The 19794-nt window shown below is 67.6% G+C and carries 23 protein-coding genes and 1 pseudogene; 10 read left to right on the plus strand and 14 right to left on the minus strand.

Going from position 1 to position 19794, the window contains the following annotated elements:
- The first annotated feature begins 124 nt into the window (after positions 1–124).
- Positions 125–1078 (plus strand): alpha/beta fold hydrolase, encoded by a 954-nt coding sequence (locus ACQP2T_RS43695; protein ID WP_433510732.1) that lies wholly within the window; start codon positions 125–127, stop codon positions 1076–1078.
- Positions 1079–1161: 83 nt separating this feature from the next.
- On the opposite strand, the gene ACQP2T_RS43700 is transcribed toward ACQP2T_RS43695, so the two are convergent.
- Complete coding sequence (locus ACQP2T_RS43700) at positions 1162–1701, minus strand: GNAT family N-acetyltransferase (RefSeq protein WP_433510733.1); 540 nt, start codon at positions 1699–1701, stop codon at positions 1162–1164.
- A 102-nt stretch (positions 1702–1803) separates the two neighbouring features.
- Positions 1804–3027 (minus strand): MFS transporter, encoded by a 1224-nt coding sequence (locus ACQP2T_RS43705; RefSeq protein ID WP_433510734.1) that lies wholly within the window; start codon positions 3025–3027, stop codon positions 1804–1806.
- Between the two features lie 57 nt (positions 3028–3084).
- Here ACQP2T_RS43705 and ACQP2T_RS43710 point away from each other — a divergent pair, with 57 nt between their 5' ends.
- Entirely contained in the window at positions 3085–4104 is a 1020-nt protein-coding gene (locus ACQP2T_RS43710; RefSeq protein ID WP_433510735.1) for a DUF5937 family protein, read from the plus strand.
- A gap of 2 nt (positions 4105–4106) precedes the next feature.
- Here ACQP2T_RS43710 and ACQP2T_RS43715 read toward each other — a convergent pair whose 3' ends face one another.
- Positions 4107–5321 (minus strand): hypothetical protein, encoded by a 1215-nt coding sequence (locus ACQP2T_RS43715; protein WP_433510736.1) that lies wholly within the window; start codon positions 5319–5321, stop codon positions 4107–4109.
- Between the two features lie 348 nt (positions 5322–5669).
- Here ACQP2T_RS43715 and ACQP2T_RS43720 point away from each other — a divergent pair, with 348 nt between their 5' ends.
- The 3 genes from ACQP2T_RS43720 (at position 5670) to ACQP2T_RS43730 (ending at position 8080) form a co-directional block, all read left to right on the plus strand.
- A complete protein-coding gene (locus ACQP2T_RS43720; RefSeq protein WP_433510737.1) occupies positions 5670–6083 on the plus strand; it encodes a hypothetical protein in 414 nt (137 codons plus the stop codon).
- Between the two features lie 186 nt (positions 6084–6269).
- Positions 6270–7418 carry a sensor histidine kinase gene (locus ACQP2T_RS43725; protein ID WP_433510738.1) on the plus strand — a complete coding sequence of 383 codons (1149 nt, stop codon included), beginning with the start codon at positions 6270–6272 and terminating at the stop codon, positions 7416–7418.
- The gene (locus tag ACQP2T_RS43730) at positions 7415–8080 is read left to right on the plus strand and encodes a response regulator (protein WP_433510739.1); all 666 of its coding nucleotides are present in this window, start codon (positions 7415–7417) and stop codon (positions 8078–8080) included. Before ACQP2T_RS43725 ends, ACQP2T_RS43730 begins: the two co-directional genes overlap by 4 nt.
- A gap of 152 nt (positions 8081–8232) precedes the next feature.
- On the opposite strand, the pseudogene ACQP2T_RS43735 reads toward ACQP2T_RS43730, so the two are convergent.
- The 4 genes and pseudogenes from ACQP2T_RS43735 to ACQP2T_RS43750 form a co-directional block, all read right to left on the minus strand.
- Positions 8233–8697: pseudogene (locus ACQP2T_RS43735) on the minus strand (dethiobiotin synthetase).
- Positions 8698–9163: 466 nt separating this feature from the next.
- The gene (locus ACQP2T_RS43740) at positions 9164–10042 is read right to left on the minus strand and encodes a hypothetical protein (protein WP_433510740.1); all 879 of its coding nucleotides are present in this window, start codon (positions 10040–10042) and stop codon (positions 9164–9166) included.
- A 462-nt stretch (positions 10043–10504) separates the two neighbouring features.
- Entirely contained in the window at positions 10505–11182 is a 678-nt protein-coding gene (locus ACQP2T_RS43745; RefSeq protein WP_433510741.1) for a GNAT family N-acetyltransferase, read from the minus strand.
- Positions 11183–11336: 154 nt separating this feature from the next.
- Positions 11337–11723 (minus strand): VOC family protein, encoded by a 387-nt coding sequence (locus tag ACQP2T_RS43750; RefSeq protein ID WP_433510742.1) that lies wholly within the window; start codon positions 11721–11723, stop codon positions 11337–11339.
- Positions 11724–11924: 201 nt separating this feature from the next.
- Between ACQP2T_RS43750 and ACQP2T_RS43755 the strand changes: the two genes are divergently transcribed.
- On the plus strand, positions 11925–12275 hold the full coding sequence (locus ACQP2T_RS43755; protein WP_433510743.1) for a DoxX family protein: 351 nt from the start codon (positions 11925–11927) through the stop codon (positions 12273–12275).
- Between the two features lie 82 nt (positions 12276–12357).
- Here the strand turns inward: ACQP2T_RS43755 and ACQP2T_RS43760 are convergent, their stop codons facing one another.
- From ACQP2T_RS43760 to ACQP2T_RS43780, 5 genes are all read right to left on the minus strand, one after another.
- Positions 12358–12723, minus strand: a complete 366-nt coding sequence (locus tag ACQP2T_RS43760; RefSeq protein ID WP_433510744.1) for a DUF2809 domain-containing protein — start codon at positions 12721–12723, stop codon at positions 12358–12360.
- 144 nt (positions 12724–12867) lie between these two features.
- Positions 12868–13476 (minus strand): TetR/AcrR family transcriptional regulator, encoded by a 609-nt coding sequence (locus ACQP2T_RS43765; protein WP_433510745.1) that lies wholly within the window; start codon positions 13474–13476, stop codon positions 12868–12870.
- Positions 13477–13485: 9 nt separating this feature from the next.
- Positions 13486–14409, minus strand: coding sequence for an alpha/beta fold hydrolase (locus ACQP2T_RS43770; RefSeq protein WP_433510746.1), 924 nt, complete (start codon positions 14407–14409; stop codon positions 13486–13488).
- Positions 14410–14627: 218 nt separating this feature from the next.
- The gene (locus ACQP2T_RS43775; RefSeq protein ID WP_433510747.1) at positions 14628–15287 is read right to left on the minus strand and encodes a dihydrofolate reductase family protein; all 660 of its coding nucleotides are present in this window, start codon (positions 15285–15287) and stop codon (positions 14628–14630) included.
- Positions 15288–15346: 59 nt separating this feature from the next.
- Positions 15347–16069, minus strand: coding sequence for a helix-turn-helix domain-containing protein (locus ACQP2T_RS43780; protein ID WP_433510748.1), 723 nt, complete (start codon positions 16067–16069; stop codon positions 15347–15349).
- Between the two features lie 191 nt (positions 16070–16260).
- Here ACQP2T_RS43780 and ACQP2T_RS43785 point away from each other — a divergent pair, with 191 nt between their 5' ends.
- From ACQP2T_RS43785 to ACQP2T_RS43795, 3 genes are all read left to right on the plus strand, one after another.
- Positions 16261–16917 carry a hypothetical protein gene (locus tag ACQP2T_RS43785; RefSeq protein WP_433510749.1) on the plus strand — a complete coding sequence of 219 codons (657 nt, stop codon included), beginning with the start codon at positions 16261–16263 and terminating at the stop codon, positions 16915–16917.
- A 189-nt stretch (positions 16918–17106) separates the two neighbouring features.
- Positions 17107–17469, plus strand: coding sequence for a transposase (locus tag ACQP2T_RS43790; protein WP_433510750.1), 363 nt, complete (start codon positions 17107–17109; stop codon positions 17467–17469).
- 47 nt (positions 17470–17516) lie between these two features.
- Positions 17517–18338 carry an aminoglycoside phosphotransferase family protein gene (locus tag ACQP2T_RS43795; RefSeq protein WP_433519910.1) on the plus strand — a complete coding sequence of 274 codons (822 nt, stop codon included), beginning with the start codon at positions 17517–17519 and terminating at the stop codon, positions 18336–18338.
- A gap of 83 nt (positions 18339–18421) precedes the next feature.
- Here the strand turns inward: ACQP2T_RS43795 and ACQP2T_RS43800 are convergent, their stop codons facing one another.
- Positions 18422–18553: a hypothetical protein gene (locus ACQP2T_RS43800; protein WP_433510751.1), complete on the minus strand. Its 132-nt coding sequence runs from the start codon at positions 18551–18553 to the stop codon at positions 18422–18424.
- A gap of 112 nt (positions 18554–18665) precedes the next feature.
- On the opposite strand from ACQP2T_RS43800, the gene ACQP2T_RS43805 reads away from it, so the two are divergent.
- Positions 18666–19379 (plus strand): DUF4386 domain-containing protein, encoded by a 714-nt coding sequence (locus ACQP2T_RS43805; RefSeq protein WP_433510752.1) that lies wholly within the window; start codon positions 18666–18668, stop codon positions 19377–19379.
- Positions 19380–19582: 203 nt separating this feature from the next.
- On the opposite strand, the gene ACQP2T_RS43810 is transcribed toward ACQP2T_RS43805, so the two are convergent.
- Positions 19583–19714, minus strand: coding sequence for a hypothetical protein (locus ACQP2T_RS43810; protein WP_433510753.1), 132 nt, complete (start codon positions 19712–19714; stop codon positions 19583–19585).
- Positions 19715–19794 lie beyond the last annotated feature (80 nt).

A 19794-nucleotide genomic window follows, 5' to 3' on the forward strand; every position in this document is an offset into this window, starting at 1 on the left:
TCGGATGCATCGCTCCTGCGGCTGAGCCGTTCGGGCATCAACACGAGCATTTCGGCCATGGCCCTGCTGACCTGCGTACTCGTAGCGTCGAGGGGACAAAGGCAATCACACGAAGGACACTCTGTTGACCGAGATCACTCATCGTTTCGTCCAGGCGGGCGCGCTTCGGATGCATGTCGCCGAGGCCGGCTCCGGGCCGCTGGTCCTGCTGCTCCACGGTTTCCCGGAGACCTGGTACTCCTGGCGTCACCAACTCCTGGCGCTGGCCGAGTCCGGCTACCACGCGATGGCGGTCGACCAGCGCGGCTACGGGCGCACCGACCGGCCGGACGGGGTCGCGGAGTACACGATCCTGCACACCGTAGGCGACGTGATCCGCCTCATCGACGAACTCGGCGAGAACCATGCCGTGCTGGTCGGGCACGACTGGGGCGGGTCGGTCGCGTGGAATGCCGCCCTGATGCGGCCTGACAGGGTGCGCGCGGTCGCGTCCTTGAGCGCACCCTTCCAGCCGCGTCCCGACCGTCCGCCGCTAGGCACACTCCGAGCGAGCGCTGGTGACAACTATTACTCCGTCTACGTTCAGGAGCCAGACGTCGCCGACGAGGAACTCGCTCGTGACCCACGCGCGACCGTACGCCGCGCCCTGTACGGCGCCTCCGCCGACGGCTACCCGTGGAACCCTGTCATCCCCGACGGCGGCCGGCTACTCGACATCTGGCCCGAGCCGGCCAAACTACCTGGCTGGATCACCGAGGAACATATCAACACCTGCGCCACCGACTTCGAACGCACCGGTTTCACCGCCGCCCTGAATTGGTTCCGCAACTACGACCGCAACTGGGCCCTCACCAACCCCTGGCACGACGCCGTCGTCCAGCAACCCGCCCTCTACATCACCGGCGATCGAGACCTGGGCGGCATGGGGCAGGGCGCCGCGGCACTGATCGCCGGCCGGACGGCCGCGGTGCCTGATCTGCGTGAGGCGATCGTGCTGCCGGGTTGCGGTCACTGGATTCAGCAGGAGCAACCCGATCAGGTCAACGCGGCATTGATCGCTTTCCTGCGATCTCTGTGAGGCCTGACAGGTGCTCAGACGCTCGCTCCTTGTCGCTTTCTGAACGTCGCTTTCTGAACCTCGCTTTCTGAATGCGAAAAACGTCAGGACCTCGTACTACGAGCGATGCGGTACAGCACGTTCGGACGCAGTGGCCCTTCAGGCGCGGTGGGGTCGTCGAAGTCGTCGGCCGGATCCCGGGTCATGCCGATCCGGCGCATCACCGCCTGGGAACGGAGGTTGGTGGCTGTTGTCACAGCGAGGATCTCGGGAAGTTCGAGGGTGTCGAAGCCGTGGGCCAGGACTGTCAGTGCGGCCTCGGTTGCGTAGCCCTGCCCCCAGGCCGAGCGGGCGAGCCGCCAGCCGATCTCCACTCCCGTGAACGGCATGCCGTCGTCCACCGGATCCAAGCCCGCGAAGCCGATGAACTCACCGGTGGTCCGCACCTCGACCGCCCACCACCCGTAGCCTCGCTGATCGAACTCGGCCTGGAACCGAGCCACGGAAGCATCGCTCTGCTCGCGGGTCAGCAGGTCGCCCAAGTGCTGCCGAACCTCGGGATCGGCGTTCATCGCCGCCCACGGCTCAAGGTCGGAGTCGCGCCATCGACGGAGGGTGAGGCGATCGGTACGCAGTTCAGTCATGCGGTTCAGCCAACCGAAGCCATGTGTCCGAGGCAATTCCTTTTCTTCAGGGTGACACCGCCACGCAGAAGGCTGACGAAGCGACCACCGACCCGGCACACGCTAGGCGGCGGGGATCATCACAACTGCGTGCCGGGCCACCATGGCGGCGGCCGTGCCGGCCAGGACGAAGAGGGCGGCCAGGCCCATCCAGCCCGCGGTGCCGTGTTCGACGGCGGTGGTGGCGAGGATCGGGGCGAACATGGCGGCGATCGCGTAGCCGGTCTGGCTGAGGCCTTGGTAGGCGCCGGCGCTGCGTTGGTCGGCCAGCTCGAAGGCCATGCCCCAGCCGCCCGCCTCGCCCAGGATCTCACCCATGGCGTGGGCGAACGCGGCCAGGACGAGCAGGACGCAGGCGACGATCATGTTTCCGTAGCCGGCCAGGGCGTACAGACCGCATGCCGTCGCGAGCAGCCACGACGCGCGCCTGACCGTGCGCCCGGCCTTGCGCACGTCGTCGGTGCCGCGTGAGGCGCGCACCTGGAGTGCGGCCACGACCACGGTGTTGAGGACGAGGAGCACGGAGACGATGGCGGTGGGCGCGCCGGTGGTGGCAACCCAGAGCGGCATGCCGATGTTCAGCAGGCCGAACTGCGTGGCCACGACGGCGTTGCACGCCACGCTCGCGATGTACGTACGGTCCCTGAGCGGCGAAGGCCCGGTGGACGCGGTGCGCTCCCTGACGGCGCTCATCCTGGCGGCGAGCTCCGGCACCTGACGCCCGAGCCCGGCCAGCGGCACGGTGGCCGCCAGCAGCAAGACGCCGGCGACGACCATCGCCACACGGTACGCCGACGCGGTGCCGATCAGGAGCGCCGCCGCGGCGGCCACCGTACCCAGGCCGATGAAGACGTTCGTGACCACGCGCATCCGGGCCCGGACCTCGACCCGCTCCGGGCCGGTGTACCACCGCGCCAGCATCGTCTGCTTCGCCGAGGAGCCCACCGAACGCGTGATCACGGCCAGGCAGGCGATCAGGGCGAACACGACGGCGTCGGAGACGAACGCGTAGGCGAGCAGCGCGATCCCGTTGAGCCCGGTCGCCACCGTCTGGACGTGGTGCGCGCCGACCCGGTCGGCCAGCCATCCTCCCGCGTACGAGGCCAGCACCCCGGTGCCGCCCGCGATGCCCAGCCCGAGACCCACCGTCGTCGCGCCGAGCCCGATGACGAGCGTGAAGTACAGCGTGCTGACGGTGTAGAAGACGCCGCTGGAGAGCGCGAACGCCATCGTGCTGACGGTCAGTGAGCGGGCGACGCGGTCTTGAGGGAAGAAGGTCTGGATCACGGGCGCCTTTATCCCGTAATAGGGCCTTTGTCGCCAATTGATGTAGCGTATGGCTTCATGGCCGGGCTGATCGAGTACGAGCTCGCGGGGATGGACGTGGCCGACGTCCGCTTCGCCATCTCGCCGCTCAACGAGCTCACGTTGTCGTTGCGCACGTTCCGCGACCCCGGTCGCTATCCCGTGCACCTGCCCTGGCTGCGCCGCACGGAGCAGGCCCGATCCACGCTGGACTTGCCCCTGCTGCACGCGCTCACCAACGACGACATGTGGACACCGGACTACCTGTCACCCCGCCCCCACGCCCCGCTCACCCGCATCGACGACGAACTCGCCGCAGTCGCCCGCGTCCCGGTGGACCGGGTGCTCAACGACCTGCGCACCCTCCACCCCCGGCTCCCCGAGCCGCTGCGCGGCGACCCGTCGGCCCGCATCCTGGACGCGCTGCGGGACTACTGGCGCACCTGCTTCGCGCCCTGGTGGCCCAGGATGCGCGCGGTCCTGCAGGCCGACGTGATCCACCGCGGCCAGGTCATCTCGGCCCACGGCCTGGCCGCGATGTTCGCTGACCTCAGCGAGCGCGTTCAGCTGAAGGACGGCGTCCTACGCATGAGACTGATCAGCCACACCCGCTACCGGCGCTCCACCAGCGGCGAGGGCCTCACCCTGGTCCCGACCCTCTTCAGCCGGGCCTCCACCGTCCCCATCTCCCCGTCCGAGCCCCCTTTGATCATGTACGGCACTCGGGGCGCCGGCACACTCTGGCAACCGGAGCCCCGTCACTCCCCAGGGGTGCTCACCGACCTTCTGGGCGCCACCCGGGCAGGGCTGCTCACCATGCTCGAGACCCCCGCCTCATCGACCGAACTCGCCGGCCGCCTGGGCGTCACCCCCTCGGCCGTCAACCAGCACCTCCGTACCCTCCGCGCCGCCGGCCTCCTCGCCAGCGCCCGCCACGGCCGCTCGGTCCTCTACCTACGCTCGGAACTCGGCGACGCCCTCGTCACCGGATCAGGCCCCCGGGCCGTCGGCGTCGACCGCGAAGCGGAGGACGCCGCCGGCCCCGGCCCCGGCCAGTAGGTTCAGCCGGTGACCCGGGCCAGGAACTGGCCCTTGGCGTGCTCGTCGGTCTCCCGGGTGCCTAGGCCGGTGGCCCACAGGCCGCCGCCCGGCACAGCGCCGAGCTGCTTGATCCGGTAGTCGTCGAGCAGCGGCGGTTTCGGCGCCTGCTGCCAGGCGGTGCCGTTCCAGCGCAGCAGCACACCGACGCTGCGCGCGGTGTCGTCGTCCTGCCCGCTGCCTCCGGCCCACAGCTCGGTGCCGTTCCAGGCCAGCGAGGTGATGGAGGATCCGTACCAGCCGGTGATCGCCGGGGTCGGCGTCGCCGTCCACGCGCTGCCGTTCCAACGCATGGCGAACGCCTCGCGCTTCTTGACCGAAATGCCGTTGGCCTCGTAGGTGGTCCGCTGACCGGCCGCCCACACCTCGCCGGACCGCGCGGCCACCGCGTCCAGGGCCGTCTCGACCAGTGCTTCCTTCGGCGGATCCGGCAGCCGGGACCAGGTGCGGCCGTCCCAGTGCAGCACCAGGGTGTGCGCGTCGGTGCCCGACCCGTAGCGGTTGGTGGTGCCGACCGCCCAGACGTCGTCCGGCGCCAGAGCATGCACCGCGCTCAGGTCGGTGTTGCCCGCGAGCGGCGGGAGGCTCATCTTCTGCCAGGCGGTGCCGTTCCAGCGGATCACACCCGCCGTGGAAACCTCACTGCTCGGCTGGTACGACCTGCCGACCGCGAAGGCGGTGCCGCCCACCGCGGCGACATCATCAAGGTAGAAAGGGTTGTTCTGGTCGGTCGGGTACGGGGTGAGGGTCCAGGCCGTACCGTTCCAGTGGTAGGCGATGCTCGAACCGATGGCCCACACGTCGTTCGCCGCGGCGGCCGACACCGAGGTCAGCGCGCCCCGGCAGTTGATATCCGGCCGGTCGTTCACCCATGTCTGACCGTTCCAGCGGAACAGGTCGGGACAGACCGTACCCGGCGGGTTCGGCCAGCTCTCCATCCGCACCTGCCCCACAGCCCAAGCTTGGGTGCCGCTCAGCGCGGCGACATCGTTGAGTTCCTTGAGTTGCTTCTCGGATTCGACGTACCCGTAGGGAAAGGACGGCTGGTCCCAGACCGGCGCGAGTGTCGCGCCCGCCGGGGTCGCGGTCGCCAGGCTCGCGGTCGTCAGGCTCGCGGTGAGCGCGACCGCGCCGAGAATTCTGCTGGATGTCAGGGATAATATCTTTCGCTTGGTCACGAACGATTTCGTACCATCGCCGGTCAGCCGCGCCCATGGCCTGGGGAATGCATAGGGGACCCTCGAGAAACCATAGGGGTCCTAGGGGGTGCTCCACTGGCGCGCCCATTATCGATAGGCATTGGCCAATGACGTTTTCTCGCTGAATTTCAGCTGATCTGCCGGTGTTCGAAATGGAGGAGAACCACAGGCCGCCGGGCACTTCGTGCCTGATACCTACTCCCTTTGGTGTAGCTCGTACAGCGAAAGGTGCAAGGCCAAGTGACGATCAACGGACGACGCGCTCCCGCTGCGGTCCGGCCTACCGTTTCTCGTCGAGATAGCCGGATGAGAACTGGAGGAATCGCCATGAGCAAGAGAGTGATGACTGCGATCACCGGGCTGAGCTTGACCGCCGGTTTGCTGGGATTGGCCGGCGTGCCGGCTGGTGCCCAGGCCGGCGCGGCCACCGCTGCGATGGCCGCGCCGAATCCGCCGAAGGGCGCCAGGGCGGTGGTGCAGGTCAGCCCCAATCCCACTACCAAGCGAGGCCAGGAGGTGACGATCACCGGCAACTGCGGCGGCGGCAAAAAGCTTAAGGCCGTGCTCGCTGGGATCGACAGAGACCGCCCGACGCTGGAGAACATCCGCATCATTGACGACAACTCGCAGGGATTCGTGGCGAAGGCGGTTCTCCGCCCCACGATCGGTAACGGCGTCGGTCCCGTATTCGTCGACTGTGGCGGCGAGGCAGGCGTGGCCCTCCTGGTCACCCACGTCTGATCCGAACCTTCCCACCCGGGCTGGTAAACAGATCCAGAGCTTCCGCGGTCCTTGAGCCCGCCGGTCCACGCGACTATGGAAGCCGAACATCCCGACGGCGTCGCCCATGTGACCACCTGGCCGACGCCGTCCGGTACGCCCCGGCCCGGCGTTAACACCCGTCGCCCCTCGAGAAAGAGTTTCCGCATGGCCGAGCCGCCCGCACGACGCGAACCCGCGCCTGTCCGGCACTTTGCCCGGATCATCGATATCGCGCTCGCTGCCCTCACCCTGGTCTTCTTCGTCGCCGTAGCCCTCGCCACCGGGGTGCATTCCCCCTGGCGGGGCACGATTCCCCTCGGGCTGCTTCTCGGAGCGCTCCTGCTGGTCAGACATCGCTGGCCGATGGCCGTGCTGCTGCTGTCGATCGGCGGGATCTTCGTCTATCACCTCACCGGACATGGGTCTCCCGCCGGTTGGATCTGGCCGGCCGCGGTCGCCTACTTCACCGCCGCCACCACACCACGTGTGCGCTGGGTTGCCGCCATCGGCCTGGCCCAACTGGTCTACTCCGCGGTCGACGCCCGCTGGATCCTGGACAGGAACCTGACCCGGTACCTGACCCACGTCGCGGGGGAAGGACTGCTTCTGGCGATCCTCATCGCCGCGGGCCTCACCTACGTTGCCGCGATGCGCTGGCGCGAGCGGCTGCGCGAAACCGACAGCCGTGTGCACGCCGCCGAGGAACGGCTGCGCGTCTCGCACGAGGTTCACGACGTCATCGCCCACACGCTGGCCGTCGTCGGCGTGCAGCTCAATGTCGCCGCCGACTCTCTGGAGGAGGACCCGGCAGCGGCCGCCGCCGCGCTGCGCCTGGCGAAGGACGTCAGGAACCGGGCGATGGCCGACCTTCGCTCCCTCATCACGGTCCTGCGCGACAACCCCGCTGACACCGCGCCCCAGGCGGATCTGGCCTCCCTGGACACTCTCATCGCCGACGCCCGCGCCACCGGGCTCGAGGTGACCCTCAACGAGCATGGCGACCGCGCGGCTGTCCCCGCCATTACCGCCATCGCCATTCACCGTGTCGTACAGGAGTCCCTCGCCAACACGCTCAAGCACGCGGGAGCGAGCAAGGCCGAGGTGACGATCGACTACCAGCCCCGCTCGATCACCGTCGAGATCACCGACGACGGCCGCAACGTCCCAGGCGGCGCCGAGGTCGCTGAAGGCCATGGCCTGGCCGGCATGCGCGAGCGAGTGAGCGCACTCGGGGGCGCGCTCACCGCAGGACCGATCGCCGGCGGCGGCTTCGCCGTGCGGGCCGACATCCCTGTGGCAGGCTCGACGGCATGACGATCAAGGTGCTCCTCGCCGACGACCAGGCACTCGTACGGGCCGGCTTCCGCAGCCTGCTGGCCCGCTCCCGGGACATCACGGTCGTCGGCGAAGCCCAGGACGGCGATGAAGCCATACGGCTGGCCGCGAGTACCCGCCCCGACGTGATCCTCATGGACATCCGCATGCCCGGCACCGATGGGATCACCGCCACGCGCCGCATCATCACCGGCTCGACCACTCTGAGCTGTCGCGTCATCATCCTCACGACGTTCGACACCGACGAACACGTCTTCGCCGCCCTGCGCGCCGGCGCCAGCGGCTTCCTCACCAAGGAGGTCGAACCCGCCGAACTGCGCCGGGCGGTCGCCGCCGTCGCCGACGGAGACGCGCTCCTGTCTCCGGGCGTGACCCGCCGCGTCATCGAGCAGTTCGCCCACCGGCAGGACCTCACGCCCAGCGCGGGGCAGCGATTGGCCGCTCTTACCGTCCGGGAACTGGAGACGGTCAAGCTCGTGGCGCTCGGTCTTTCCAACAATGAGATCGCCGAGCGGCTCGTCATCAGTCCGCTCACCGCCAAGACCCACATCACCAGGGCCATCGCCAAGCTGAACGTGCGCGACAGGGTCCAGCTGGTCATCCTGGCCTACGAGAGCGGCCTGATACGGCCCGGTGCGTGACCTCGGGATCAAAAGTCAGCCACCAACGCCGGAACCAGGCATCCATCTCCCTTGGTTCGCTAAACATGCGTCGCTCCTGGCAACTGTGCGTGGCGACGGCGGCGTCCAGAACCAGGCTCTACATTCAGTCGTGATCTACCGCCACAAACCTGTCAGCTCGATCGCGTGTTCAGGACTATCGGCGTAATGAATGCCTGGAATCGGTTGCCCAAAGCGATCTTGAATGCGCCACCTCCGAGCTGGACAACGGGGCTTCGTCCTCTCCTCATCGCCAAGGCCAATTCGGAAAGCGTTCCCCAGGAGCCGCCGACCACAATCACGGCGTCACCCGAGTTGACGATGACGTTATTACGAGCTTCGCCGATCCCTGTAGGAATGACGAGGTCAGGTCGGGGTTGATGTGCTCTCGGTCAGCGCGGGAGGATACCCACCACCGTTCCACCCGCGGCGACCGCCGCCATGACGCCTGTGTATCCGCCGCATATCATTACCGCTCCACGTTCGGCCAGCATGCGACCCAAGTCGCGGGCATTGCGACGGTCATCTTCGGTACAGTCACGCGGCCCACATACCGATACCTGGATAGCCACCAAAGACCTCCTACGCCGTGACCTCACCCAGGGGGCGCTGCGGCCCTTCCATGGGAGGCCGCCCCCATACTGCGACTGACCAGGAGCTATTGATCAGGGTTATACACCCCCTGCGGCGCCCGTCACACGCTGCCCTGCCTGTTCATTCCGTCTGTCAGGGGCGCGGCAGACGAAACGAACAGGCCACCACCTCAGCCGCTTACGAAAATCCCGTTCGGCGCGGACTCAATCACTCTGGAGACCGTCCCCGCCGGAGGCGGATCTTGGTTCAAAGCATCAACACCACGGGGTCAGGGCTCCGGCGTTCTCGCGATAGATGCTTGAACATCCGATTCCCGTCGTAGAAGGGTCACCGTGCTTTGACACGCCACCGGCGTAGCGGCTGACTTTCGCCGCTGGTCACCCATGTGCCGTCCCGACCGCCGACAACTCCGCCTCGTTGGTCGTCCGTATAAGGGGCCGGATAGCGTATCCGCCCGGCCACTCGCAGCGTTTATACATCCAGCAACGCATGCTCGATCTCGTGCTGCTGTCGGCGTGGTACCAGTACTTGGTGCTCTGATGCGAAACAACCGGTGCCGTAGTCGAAGGGATCATCGTCGTCCATGACGTCGTAGAACCTGATCGGGTCGGCGCCGTCGAACCGGCCGATGACGGGGCGGCCGAACTCGCTTGCCAGCCAGCGATTCCGGTCCTGGTGGAGGTCCACGGGGATCGCGTCGGCCTTGGCGATCACCTCCGCGTCCGAGTCTGTCCAGCGCGTCCAATCGCCGTACTGCATGTGTCCGTCGGACGATCCGGTGCCGAGAATGCGTCCGCTGGAGTGGATCACCAAGCCTGGTTCGAAATATCCGGCGTACATCCGGGACAGCACGCGGCCTTCGGCGAGATCGATCACCCAGCGTTCGAGGAACTCCGCGCCGTCCTCCTCATCGTTGCCTCCTTGAACCGGCACGAATGCCCAGAGCTGATCACGGTCGGCCGGGAACACCACTGCACCGGGGAAGGACTCGGACCATGCATCTCTCATGTGGGGATGACGTGTCTGCCATACGATCTCACCCTCGACACCGACCGCTGCGATTTGCCCGAAACCCGCGAATGCCGCCCACCGGCCATCTTCGCTTACCACAGACTCATGCCCGCGGAATATCTCCTCATCCTCGGATGCACCGGTCAGGTCTACTCCATCGGGTGGCGCAAAACGTGCGGCTACCTGTAAGTCTTCATCGAGCAGCAACGCAGAGTCATCGATCCCGGCAACGCACCAGCCTCCCCGGATCCGGGTCGGCGACCCTGTCGTGTCACCGGGCCCCTCAGCGATCAAGGCTGCCGTGAAATCGACATGTTCAACTTCCGCTGGATTCGGCATTCGGCGATGTTAGCGTCTCGCTTCGCCAACCGGCCTTGGACGACTGCTTGGCTCCCGCAACCAGCGCCGCGCTCCCCGCTATGAACTGGGGACGGTCAACAAGCGGCCCACGGCCCTGACCGACAAACGCGACCCCGAAGGTTAAAGAACAGACTTAGGGCCCACGCGGTGCAAGAAGTCTGCCACCCCGCGAGCTCCGAGATCACCTCAGTCACCGTCTCCCGCGTCACCCGCTCGACCTCCAGACGAGCGGTCAACTCAGCGATCCGGGACTCCAGCTCCTCCACCCGAGCACGAGCCGCAGTCTCCCGCGCCTACAACTCTGCGACCAACGAACCCACCGTCACAGCCTCCTCCACCCCACGGTAGAAGAACGTCACCCCGGCCACAGCCCCCATCAGCGAACTTGCAAATCAGCGCTTCCGACGGGAGGAGTCGCACTCTCCCTGGAAGGTTTGTTGGTCAGTCAGCCGGTGGTAGGCCAATCCCGAGGACTGGCAGGCAGTCGTCGACGGCGACGAGTTCGATGTCGTCGCGCCGCCGCTTGATCCACTGCTCCCGGGTCAGCCGCCACCGCTTGATCTCTGCCGGCTCGCCGCGCCGGGTGTCCCAGTCGACGCCGTTCGGCACGTAACCCAGTGCCTGCGAAACGCGGTTCGAGGCGTGGTTGTCGACGAAGGCATCGCTGCCCGCCTCACGGGCCCCGAGCCCGTCGAACGCCAGCTGCAGCACCGCCTGCCGCATCTCCTTGCCCAGACCGCCGCCCCGGACGTCCGGGCTGAGCCAGGAGAATGTGGTGACCGTGCCGAACGCGGCGAAGTCGCGGCCGATCAGATCCTGCATGCCCACCGGTTCGCCGTCGACGACTACAACGAAGTACAGACGCCACAGGCTCTCGCTGACCTGGCCCCGGCCCCGCCACACCGCCCGCAGCCAGCCCCACTCGCGCTCCGGGCTGTCCGCATAGAGGGACATCGGATCGTCGAAGGGCCACGGGGGCTTGATGGCCACGCCCTTGCGCACCGTCGGGACCAGGCGTTCAAGGAGCTCATCTGTCGCTCCGAGCAAGGACAGCCGAGGTGTGTGCACCTGCACGTTCAAGGGGGGATACGCGGACAGAGGCGAGCCAGTCGTCGGCATAGGCGCAACCGTACGGGCCGACCGGCACGGCGCGCATCACATATTCGGCCTGGCCCCTGAGCAGGTCGTTCGCCTCGTGCACTCTCACAGGCCATCCGCAGTCGAGACGCTTCCGCGCACGGGAGCTGACCCGCCTGGTCTAGCAGCGACAGGCTCAGGGCCAGGTCTTGGCCTCGGACTCGAACACCGCGCGGTCGCTCTCCACGGGCAGCACGCACATGAGATGACCGCCGGGGACGCGCAGGGTGCGGCACTCCTGCCACCGCGCCACCTCACTCGCGCCCAGGGCGAGCAGACGCCGGGTCTCCGCCTCGACGTCGTCGGTCTCGACGTCCACATGGAAGCGGGGAGCGTCGTCGACCGACTGCACGGCCACGAGCGGGCCGGGCTCGGGCAAAGCGCCGTGCAGCGAGATGAACTGCTCCTCGGAAGGCAGCGAGCGAGCCGTGGCCCCCAGCGCCGCGGCCCAGAAGGCGGCCGCCGCCTCGGCCTCCGACGTGGGGGTGTCGATCAGGAAGGCGTAGACACGACTGCGATGCATGGTGATCATGCTAAGCGGTCGACCTCATAAATCCTTCGGGGGGTGACGTGAGAGCCGATCGTGCGGGCGCTCAACCGACCATCCCTGGCGTCGGCCGACGGAGCTGTGACTCTCATCACATGCCGGGCATGTCACGCTCCCGGCAGTTCAGCTCGTCCGTGTAGTGCGCAACCGGCCTATCACTCGCACGGACAAGGGGACATGGTGTTCGCCGTCTACCTCGTGATCACTCTCCTCGCCTCGGCCGTCATCGGCCTGGCCGCCATCGCCAACTTCATCGGCCATGAATACCCCAAGAAGCAGGCGGACCAGCTTGGCGTGCCCCGTTCCTGGATGCTCCCGCTGGGCGTGATGCTGGCGGCGGGCTCGCTGGGACTGCTGGCCGGGTTCGCCGTTCCGCTGCTGGGCCTGCTCGCCGCCGCCGGCCTCGTGTTGTACTTCCTCGGCGCGTTCTGCGTTCATCTGCGGGCCCGTGACCACCACTTCGGCGCCTGGTCCCTGTTCTTCACGCTGGCGGTGGCCGCCCTGGCCGTGAACGTGACCTACTACTGAGTTCCGGGTCGGCGCTCCCGATGGCCTCGCCGCTGTGAGAGCATCCGTACCGCCAGCGTGCCGGTGGGGTGGCGTCCGAGAGTCAGCCGGTCTGATCATCGGATCGGACCAATCGGCGTTCCCAGGCCAGGGCCACGACCACACCGATGGCATAGGCGACCAGGTCCCATGGGTCGGGGAACGCGCCGACCAGCACACCGCCGATGCCCGGCGGGGTCATGCCGACTATTTGGTAGAACTCGACGGCGGCGGCGATCGCGGCCGTGGCCAGGGTCCGGCGTGCGGCGGTGGTACGCCACAGCAGCCCCAAGAACGCGTAGACCAGCATGGTGGCGCCGACGTCGCTCACGTAACCGCGGATGAACGGTTGTCCCGGGCCCCGGTAGAAGAGGGTGAACGCGCCGACGGCGAGGGCGACGACACCCAGAACGACCATGGCGCGGCGCATGAGATTGACATCTTCTCCGAGCCTCAACGATCAGGACGAACTGATCATAGAGCTCGTCCCCTTATAGCGGCATGCTGATTGCGTCAGGTCAGCGACCGCGGTGGAGTGCCATGGCAGCGGCATGTCAGTAGTGGTCCCGCTGGGTCAAGCCGCTGCCGGCCCGAACAGGCGGTCCAGATGATAGTCGATGATCTTGGTGGCGGCCTCGTGGCTGCGCTGCCCGCTCAGGACGCTGGAGGTCAGGCCGTTGGCGAGAGCCAGAAGGCTGGCCACTTCGGTACGCGGGTCACGATCGGGGGCGATGTCCCCGGCCTGCTGCGCGGCGGTCAACCGTACGGTGAGAAAGTTTTCCAGTGCGTTGGGCAGGGTGAGCCCGACGGCGGCGAGCGCCGGGTCGGTGAGGGCGGCGGTGTAGTAAGCGGTCCAGGCCATGGAGTCCAGGCGGCTCTGCTCATCGGAGGGCAGGGCCGCGTCGAGGACGGCGGTGAAGACGCCTCGCGGTGTCAGCTCGCCCGCGGCAGCGGCGGCCCGCTGCTTGACCCGGCGGTCCATGCGAGCGCCAAGCTCGGTGAGGCCGGACTCGAGCAGGGCCTGCTTGTTGGTGAAGTAGTACTGGACGACGCGCAGCGAGACCCCGGCCTCGGCGGCGATCTCACGCATCGACACTGCCTGCAGGCCGCGGGTGCTGGCGATGCGCAGCAGCGCCTCGGTCAACTGGCGCCGCCGCTCGTCATGATCCACCTGTTTGGGCATGCCGGTTTCCTAGCTGTGCTTCGGCGTTGCTGTGCCGGGCCGCGCCTGGCTGGGAAAGGTAAGGATACGCTCGGCGACCAGGTCCGGAGCTTCGACGGGCAGCGAGTGTCCGGTGCCGGGGACGATCTCCACGCGCCAGGACGGCGCGATGTCGGCCAGCCGCGCGGCCACCGCTCGCGCGTCGAGCAGCGCACTGCTGGCGCCCAGCAACACCTGCACGGGCACGGACACCTCACGTATCTGCTCGTCGGTGTAGGGGGGTGGGATGAGCACGTGCCGACGGAAGGACCATCCGCCCGCCCGCGTCAGCCTGATCAGCCCATCCTCACGCAGCGCCCCGTTGCCTACGACGCCTGCCATGCGGTGTCGCAACGAACGAGGAAGCATGGAGGCGATGGCACAGAGGGTGGCCCATCGGATGAACCGCCCGGTTATCGGCGCGAAGCCGCCCGGGTCCACCAGCGTCAGCGCCGCGACCCGGCCGCTCCCGCCGAGTTGCTGCTCCGCCGCGGCCCATACCGAGGTCCAGCTGCCGGCAGAGAAGCCCGCCACATGTGCTCGCTCGGCTCCAACTGCGGCCAGTACGTCGGTGAGCCAGCCGCCGACCTCGGCAGTGCTCGCGAGCCTCCGCCTCTGGACCGAGCGACCTGGCTCGCCGAGCGGGTCGAGGGCAAGGACCGGGCGCGTGCGCGCCAGCGGCTCGATGTAGCGGTACCAGGACAGTGCATTCCCGCCGGCGCCGGCCACGAGGACCACGGGATCCCCCTCGGCGGGCCCGGCCCGGTGGATCCGCACAGTGCCGGCGCGGGTCTCCACGTCGAGGGCGTCCACCGGCACCGGCCACAGCTCCCCGAGCACTCGGTCATAGATGGCGTAGTACCTGTCGCGGGCAGAGTCGCTGGTGAAGGCGGACGGCCGGTCAGGAATGCGCATGGTAACCCCATCTCCCGAATGGATACAGTCGTATCCTAACGGATGGCGGTGCACGCGGGCCTGGTACGGGCTGTACATCTCGACATCGTCAGCGAGGACGGCTTGGATCGGACCTCCGCGAAGAACCTGCTTGGCTGAGCCGCGTCCTCACGCTGTCGTAGGAGTTCGCAACAATCAGCCCCGGCGATCAGTCTCCCGAAGCCGATCGGGCACCGGTGTCAGTCGATGACCGTCGCCGAGCGCCCCTCGTCCACGATGTACGCGCCTGCGGAGATCGCGCCGAGGCTCGCGGGGTTGAGGGTCAGCGAGACGACGCCGCCAGGCAGTACACGTGAGCACTCTTCGACGGTTGTGAACGCCGCGGGCGTCGATCCGTCCGGGAACAGGCGCTTCCCCCTCCCGACGACGACCGGGTACTGGAGTAGCCGGTAGATGTCGACGAGTCCTGCCTGGTGCAGAGTCTGCACGAGCTTCCAGCTTCCGTGAACCTGGAGCTCCTTGCCGGGAAGCTCCTTGAGGCGGCGTACCTCGTCGACCAGATCACCGCGTAGGACCGTCGTCGGGCTCCAGTCGGCTTCCTCGTCGGTCAGCGTCGAGCTGACGACATACTTCGGCAGCGTGTTGAGCTTGGTGGCGATCAGGTCGTCAGGTTCGGTGACCTTCGGCCAGTACCCGCCGAGCAGGCCGTAGCTCGTGCGGCCGAAGAGAAACGCGTCGGCCTCACGGAACCAGCCCTCGACGACCTCGTTGGTGTGCGCCGAGGCGTGCGGGACGAGCCAGCCGCCGCGGTCGAAACCGTCGGAGCGGTCCTCGTCAGCGGCTCCGGGTCCTTGCATGACGCCGTCGAGACTGACGAAGGTGTTGACGCTGAGCAGCACGGTTCTCCTCCGGAATTCGGATCGCGGACAGCCGGCCAGGGCCGGCCGACAGGCGGACGCTAGCTGCCGGGCCGAGGGCGGGTCTTGTACAGGAACGACATCGCGGCATGATCGCCCGCTCGCAGCTCGCGCGCGGTGCGCCCGACGTAACGACGTAGCGCATGTGCGAGGTGGGCTTGGTCGAAGTACCCGAGCGTCTCGACGACCGTGCGCCAGTCGTGGCCGTCGCGCAACATCGTGGCTGCGGCGTTCACGCGGTCGATCTGCCTCACGGCGGTTTGCGATAGTCCAGTGATCGCGCGGTAGCGACGCTGACGGGTACGCTCGGTCGGGCCGGCCTCGGGATGCTCGGCGACATGCTCCTCGTCCCCGAGGCGTGATCGCACCAGCAGACCCGCGTCCCGCAGTCGCCGCACGAAGTGCTCGATGTTCTCGTACGTCGGCACCTCCCAGTCCTCGCCGCCGATGACGATCCTGCCTGAGTCCGTCACTGGGAACGGCACGTACCCGTCGATGATCGAGGCCACGGAATGCGGCCGGAGAACCGTGCCGAGTGCGAACCGGACCCCGAGGAACTCGGTGTCCGGCGGGACCGGTGCGGTACTCGCCCTCGTCTCCGGCCCGCGCAGGCCGGCGAGCAGGCGTCCCTGCGTCCGCGAGAGGATCAGCTGCCAGCAGGTGCGCGCTGCCGACGTCATCGTGTCCTCGGCGTCGCTGCGGGTGCGCCACACGCGGTCGACGATGCTCGCGTCGTTTTCGGCGTCGCGATGCTCGAACCGCAAGCCCGTGGCCTCCTCCGTCTTCAATCTGCTGAGGTTCCCCGGAGCGTAGAGAAAAATCGACAGCCTCATCCAGGGTTTGACGTCAAAGCGATACCTAGCAGGGATTGTGGCGGGGTTGGGGTCCTCCTCGTGATCGAAAAACGTCGTGATCGGTCGCTATCCTGCCGTCTCGCTTATCGAGGAGGAGGCGCATGAGTCCGGTCACGCCCGAGATGATCAACTACTACATAGAGCTCCTAAAGGATCTGGAACGGGTGAAGGGTGGCAGCACCGACGCGCTGTTCTGGATGGTCGTGCGAGGCCGTGAGGAACCCATCACGGTCGCCGATGTCGCTCGCCGGCTGGGCTCTGGCCCCAACGCGGAGGGGCTCCGAATGGTGCTGGAACCGGCGGAACATGCCGTGTTGGAACAGAGCGACCACGGCGTGATCGTGCTGGCGGCCAACGTCTATATCGACGGCCCCGACATCTGGGCTCGCCTGACCGAGAACGCGCAGGCGTGGGGCTTCTGGTATTTGATCAACGCTGCGAACAGGTTGTTCTACGCGGCCGATGGGCAACTCGTCACCGAGGTGGACACCCTTTATCCCGAGCCTTCAGGGTGCTGGGGCCAAAATCCCCGTGCTCTGGATTCTTACCTGGAGACCCTACGCGCTCTTGCCGATCAGAAGCGGACAGACGGCCAGGCCGGTGTGACACCCTCCGCTCCTTACCCTGAGTGGGAGACCGCGCTGGCGACCGTGGAAGCGATGACCGGCGTGCGCTTGGACGTAGACCGATTCGCCCGGGAACAACAGTGGGTCCGCCCTCTCGGAGGCCGGTTGAATGTGATCTCCACAGAGTGGTAGTCGAGGGAGCGCTCAGCCCAGGCGAGGTTGGGCAGGATGGTGCTGACCATCGGATTTCTCCTGGCCGTCCACCAGGAACCAGGTGGCCATCTACCTAGACCGACATGGCCGCCAGCCAGGATTTGCTCATGACCGCTTACACTCCGCCGGACGGCTGGTGGACTGGGCTCGGGCACGCTGTGGACCACCATGGAGATCGTCCGCAAGTCTGCTGTCCAGCGCGGGTTCAACGTCATCTCGCGCAGGTGGGCGGTGGAGCGGACGCTGGCCTGGCTGACCGCCTGCCAGCGTCTGGCCCGCGACTACGAACGCGATCCCGCTGTCTCCGAGGCGATCGTCCGCTGGGCGGCCATCGCCGGCATGGCCCGCCGCCTCACCCGGAGAGGACCCGCTCGACGACAACCGCGCTACAGAACGGTCTCCTCAAACGCGCGCTCAGCGAGGGTCTCCCCGCCGTCATCGAGGCCGGACGCCCCACCATCGGTCGTCGGCCCTGGCGAGCGGGACGCCTGCGGTAGCCTCAAGCCCTTTCCTTCCCTTCGCTGGGCGTGACCGGCCCTGTCCTCGGGTCTGAGGAACGGAAAGGGCGACGCGAGCACATGACGGCTGGCCGATGCACTCACAACCTCGAATTCAGCGACGACGTCGTGATCAAGCGCTACACATCATGGGGACGAGGAGAGCCCCACCGGGAGTGGGCAGCACTCACACTGCTCGCCGAACACGCGCCTGACCTCGCACCCATGCCTGTGGAAGCCGCTCTAGACGCTCACCCACCCATGATCGTGATGACCAGGCTCCCCGGCGGTGTCCTGCGCGGCGAGCATGCCACCGACGAGCAGGTCAGCACGCTGGCCACCGCTATGAACCGATTGCACCAGGCAATCCCCACTCGGGTGGTGGAAGGAGTCGCCCCCGCCCTCTGGAGACCCGCCGCGGCTCTGAACAAAACCCGCGTCTGGGCCGACAAGCGACCCGACCTCGGCGCGGACCCCCTTGTGCGGCACGCCCTCCAAGCGGGATCCGCCTGGCTGGCATCCAGCGACCCAGACCAGCTTGTGACGAACCCCCATCCGCCCGTCCTCGGGCTGGCGGATGGCAACCACGCGAACCTGCTGTGGGACGGACACGATCGACGCGTGCGGCTTATCGACTGGGAAGACTCCGGCCGCAGCGATCGCGCCTTCGAACTTGGCGAGGTAACCGAGCACATCTCCCGCATCGACGGCGCCCTGGACGCCGAGCAACTGCTGGCCCACATCGACCTGGCCCCGGGGGAAGCCGAGCGGGTGCGGGACTTTCGCCGCCTGATCGCGTTGGGCTGGTTTCTCCAGCTCGGCCCCGATGGGCCGGCGACACCTCATAACCCGATAGGCACCCTGGAGCGCCAGGCCGAGAGGGTTCTGCGACTTTTCCGCTAAGTCGCGTACGTCTCCACATTGATCGGGACTGCCCCGCCATGGTCCGCTCCAACCAGCCGACCGAGCGAAGCGTTCTTGGAAGGCTAGAGCGACATGGCCTCGACGGCGAGGCGGCGCATCGTCAGCGCCTTGATCCCCTCCGCATCCGCCAGGACGACCGCCGCCGCCAGCACGCGCTCGCGGCTGAGCGGCTCGCGGAATGCCTTCGCTGCCATCGGTCTTCCACCCCCTTGTCGGCGTCTTACATCGTAAGTTACCTTACGAGGTAAGGTACACAGTCGATCTCTCGCGGCCGCCGCGCCGGCACAGCCCTCAAGGAGAGCCACCATGCACGCGCTGATCCGCACCGCCCGCATGACCGGGCTGCTCTACCTCGGCCTCGCCGTCACCGGCGCACTGGGCTTCCTGCTCATCCGGCCGCGGCTCTTCGCGGCCGGCGACCCCGGTGCGACGCTCGCCCACCTGGTTGACCACGAATCGCTCGCCCGCGCCGGGGTCGCCTTAGAGCTGCTCATCGTCGTCACCAAAGCCCTCACAGTGGCGTGGTTCTACCGCCTGTTCCGCACCGCGCACCCGCTTGCGGCCAGCGGTATCGCCGCCTTCGGCCTCGTCAACGCGGTCGTGGTTCTCTCCAGCGCGGCGCTGCTCGCCACAGCGGTCCAGGTCGCGCTCGCCCCGATCGGCGACGCGGCGGCCGTCGTACAGGTCCTGTACCTGGTCAGCGGCAACCTGTGGGGCGTGGGAGCAGTGTTCTTCGGCCTGTGGCTCATCCCCATGGGCTTGTGTGTGCTCCGCTCGGGCTGGATGCCCCGCCCGCTCGGCTGGATTCTCATCGGCGGCGGCATCGGCTACCTGCTCAGCGCGTTCGTCGGATACCTCGTCCCCGACGCACAGGGCATCGTAGACGCTCTCACCGTCCCCGCGACCGTAGGGGAGTTCTGGATGATCGGCTACCTGCTGATCCGCGGCGTCCGCCGTCACGCACTCGACCAAGCCCCGTCAGGTGCGCCCACGGCGGCACCCGCAGCGAGGCGCCGATGATGACGACTGTTGGCCCGACCCAGCCACTGGGCCAGCTGGGCGTTGAAGTCGCACGGGCCGGTAAAGGCCCGGCCAGGCAGAAACGAGGTTTCCAGATAGCCGTTGGCCCGCTCGACCAGTCCCTTGGCCTCCGGATCGGCGGGCTTGAACTAGCGGATGCGCACCCCCAGTGTGCCGCGGAAGGCATGCGCCTCGGCCGTCAGCTACGGCCTGCCACCCCTCCACTGCCCGATCGCGCCCTCGTTGTCCCACACCAGTGTCTTGGGCACCGCCCCCAGAGCGCGGATCATGCCCCACATCCCGACGAACAGATCCCGGCGGATTCGAATGATCATCTCCACGGGGTCAGTTTCACCCGTCGTCGACAGCCGACCGGGCGGAGCGTTCTTGGAAGGCGGTCCGAGCGTAGCGAGGT

This window comes from Nonomuraea sp. CA-143628 (assembly GCF_050942315.1).
In the GTDB taxonomy this organism is placed as follows: Bacteria; Actinomycetota; Actinomycetes; order Streptosporangiales; family Streptosporangiaceae; genus Nonomuraea.

Coding starts and splice junctions, on each gene's coding strand:
- ACQP2T_RS43700 (WP_433510733.1), bottom strand. CDS start 1,701: ATGACTGAACTGCGTACCGATCGCCTCACCCTCCGTCGATGGCGCGAC.
- ACQP2T_RS43710 (WP_433510735.1), top strand. CDS start 3,085: ATGGCCGGGCTGATCGAGTACGAGCTCGCGGGGATGGACGTGGCCGAC.
- ACQP2T_RS43720 (WP_433510737.1), top strand. CDS start 5,670: ATGAGCAAGAGAGTGATGACTGCGATCACCGGGCTGAGCTTGACCGCC.
- ACQP2T_RS43725 (WP_433510738.1), top strand. CDS start 6,270: ATGGCCGAGCCGCCCGCACGACGCGAACCCGCGCCTGTCCGGCACTTT.
- ACQP2T_RS43730 (WP_433510739.1), top strand. CDS start 7,415: ATGACGATCAAGGTGCTCCTCGCCGACGACCAGGCACTCGTACGGGCC.
- ACQP2T_RS43740 (WP_433510740.1), bottom strand. CDS start 10,042: ATGCCGAATCCAGCGGAAGTTGAACATGTCGATTTCACGGCAGCCTTG.
- ACQP2T_RS43745 (WP_433510741.1), bottom strand. CDS start 11,182: ATGCCGACGACTGGCTCGCCTCTGTCCGCGTATCCCCCCTTGAACGTG.
- ACQP2T_RS43750 (WP_433510742.1), bottom strand. CDS start 11,723: ATGCATCGCAGTCGTGTCTACGCCTTCCTGATCGACACCCCCACGTCG.
- ACQP2T_RS43755 (WP_433510743.1), top strand. CDS start 11,925: ATGGTGTTCGCCGTCTACCTCGTGATCACTCTCCTCGCCTCGGCCGTC.
- ACQP2T_RS43760 (WP_433510744.1), bottom strand. CDS start 12,723: ATGCGCCGCGCCATGGTCGTTCTGGGTGTCGTCGCCCTCGCCGTCGGC.
- ACQP2T_RS43765 (WP_433510745.1), bottom strand. CDS start 13,476: ATGCCCAAACAGGTGGATCATGACGAGCGGCGGCGCCAGTTGACCGAG.
- ACQP2T_RS43770 (WP_433510746.1), bottom strand. CDS start 14,409: ATGCGCATTCCTGACCGGCCGTCCGCCTTCACCAGCGACTCTGCCCGC.
- ACQP2T_RS43785 (WP_433510749.1), top strand. CDS start 16,261: ATGAGTCCGGTCACGCCCGAGATGATCAACTACTACATAGAGCTCCTA.
- ACQP2T_RS43790 (WP_433510750.1), top strand. CDS start 17,107: ATGGAGATCGTCCGCAAGTCTGCTGTCCAGCGCGGGTTCAACGTCATC.
- ACQP2T_RS43795 (WP_433519910.1), top strand. CDS start 17,517: ATGACGGCTGGCCGATGCACTCACAACCTCGAATTCAGCGACGACGTC.
- ACQP2T_RS43800 (WP_433510751.1), bottom strand. CDS start 18,553: ATGGCAGCGAAGGCATTCCGCGAGCCGCTCAGCCGCGAGCGCGTGCTG.
- ACQP2T_RS43805 (WP_433510752.1), top strand. CDS start 18,666: ATGCACGCGCTGATCCGCACCGCCCGCATGACCGGGCTGCTCTACCTC.
- ACQP2T_RS43810 (WP_433510753.1), bottom strand. CDS start 19,714: ATGATCATTCGAATCCGCCGGGATCTGTTCGTCGGGATGTGGGGCATG.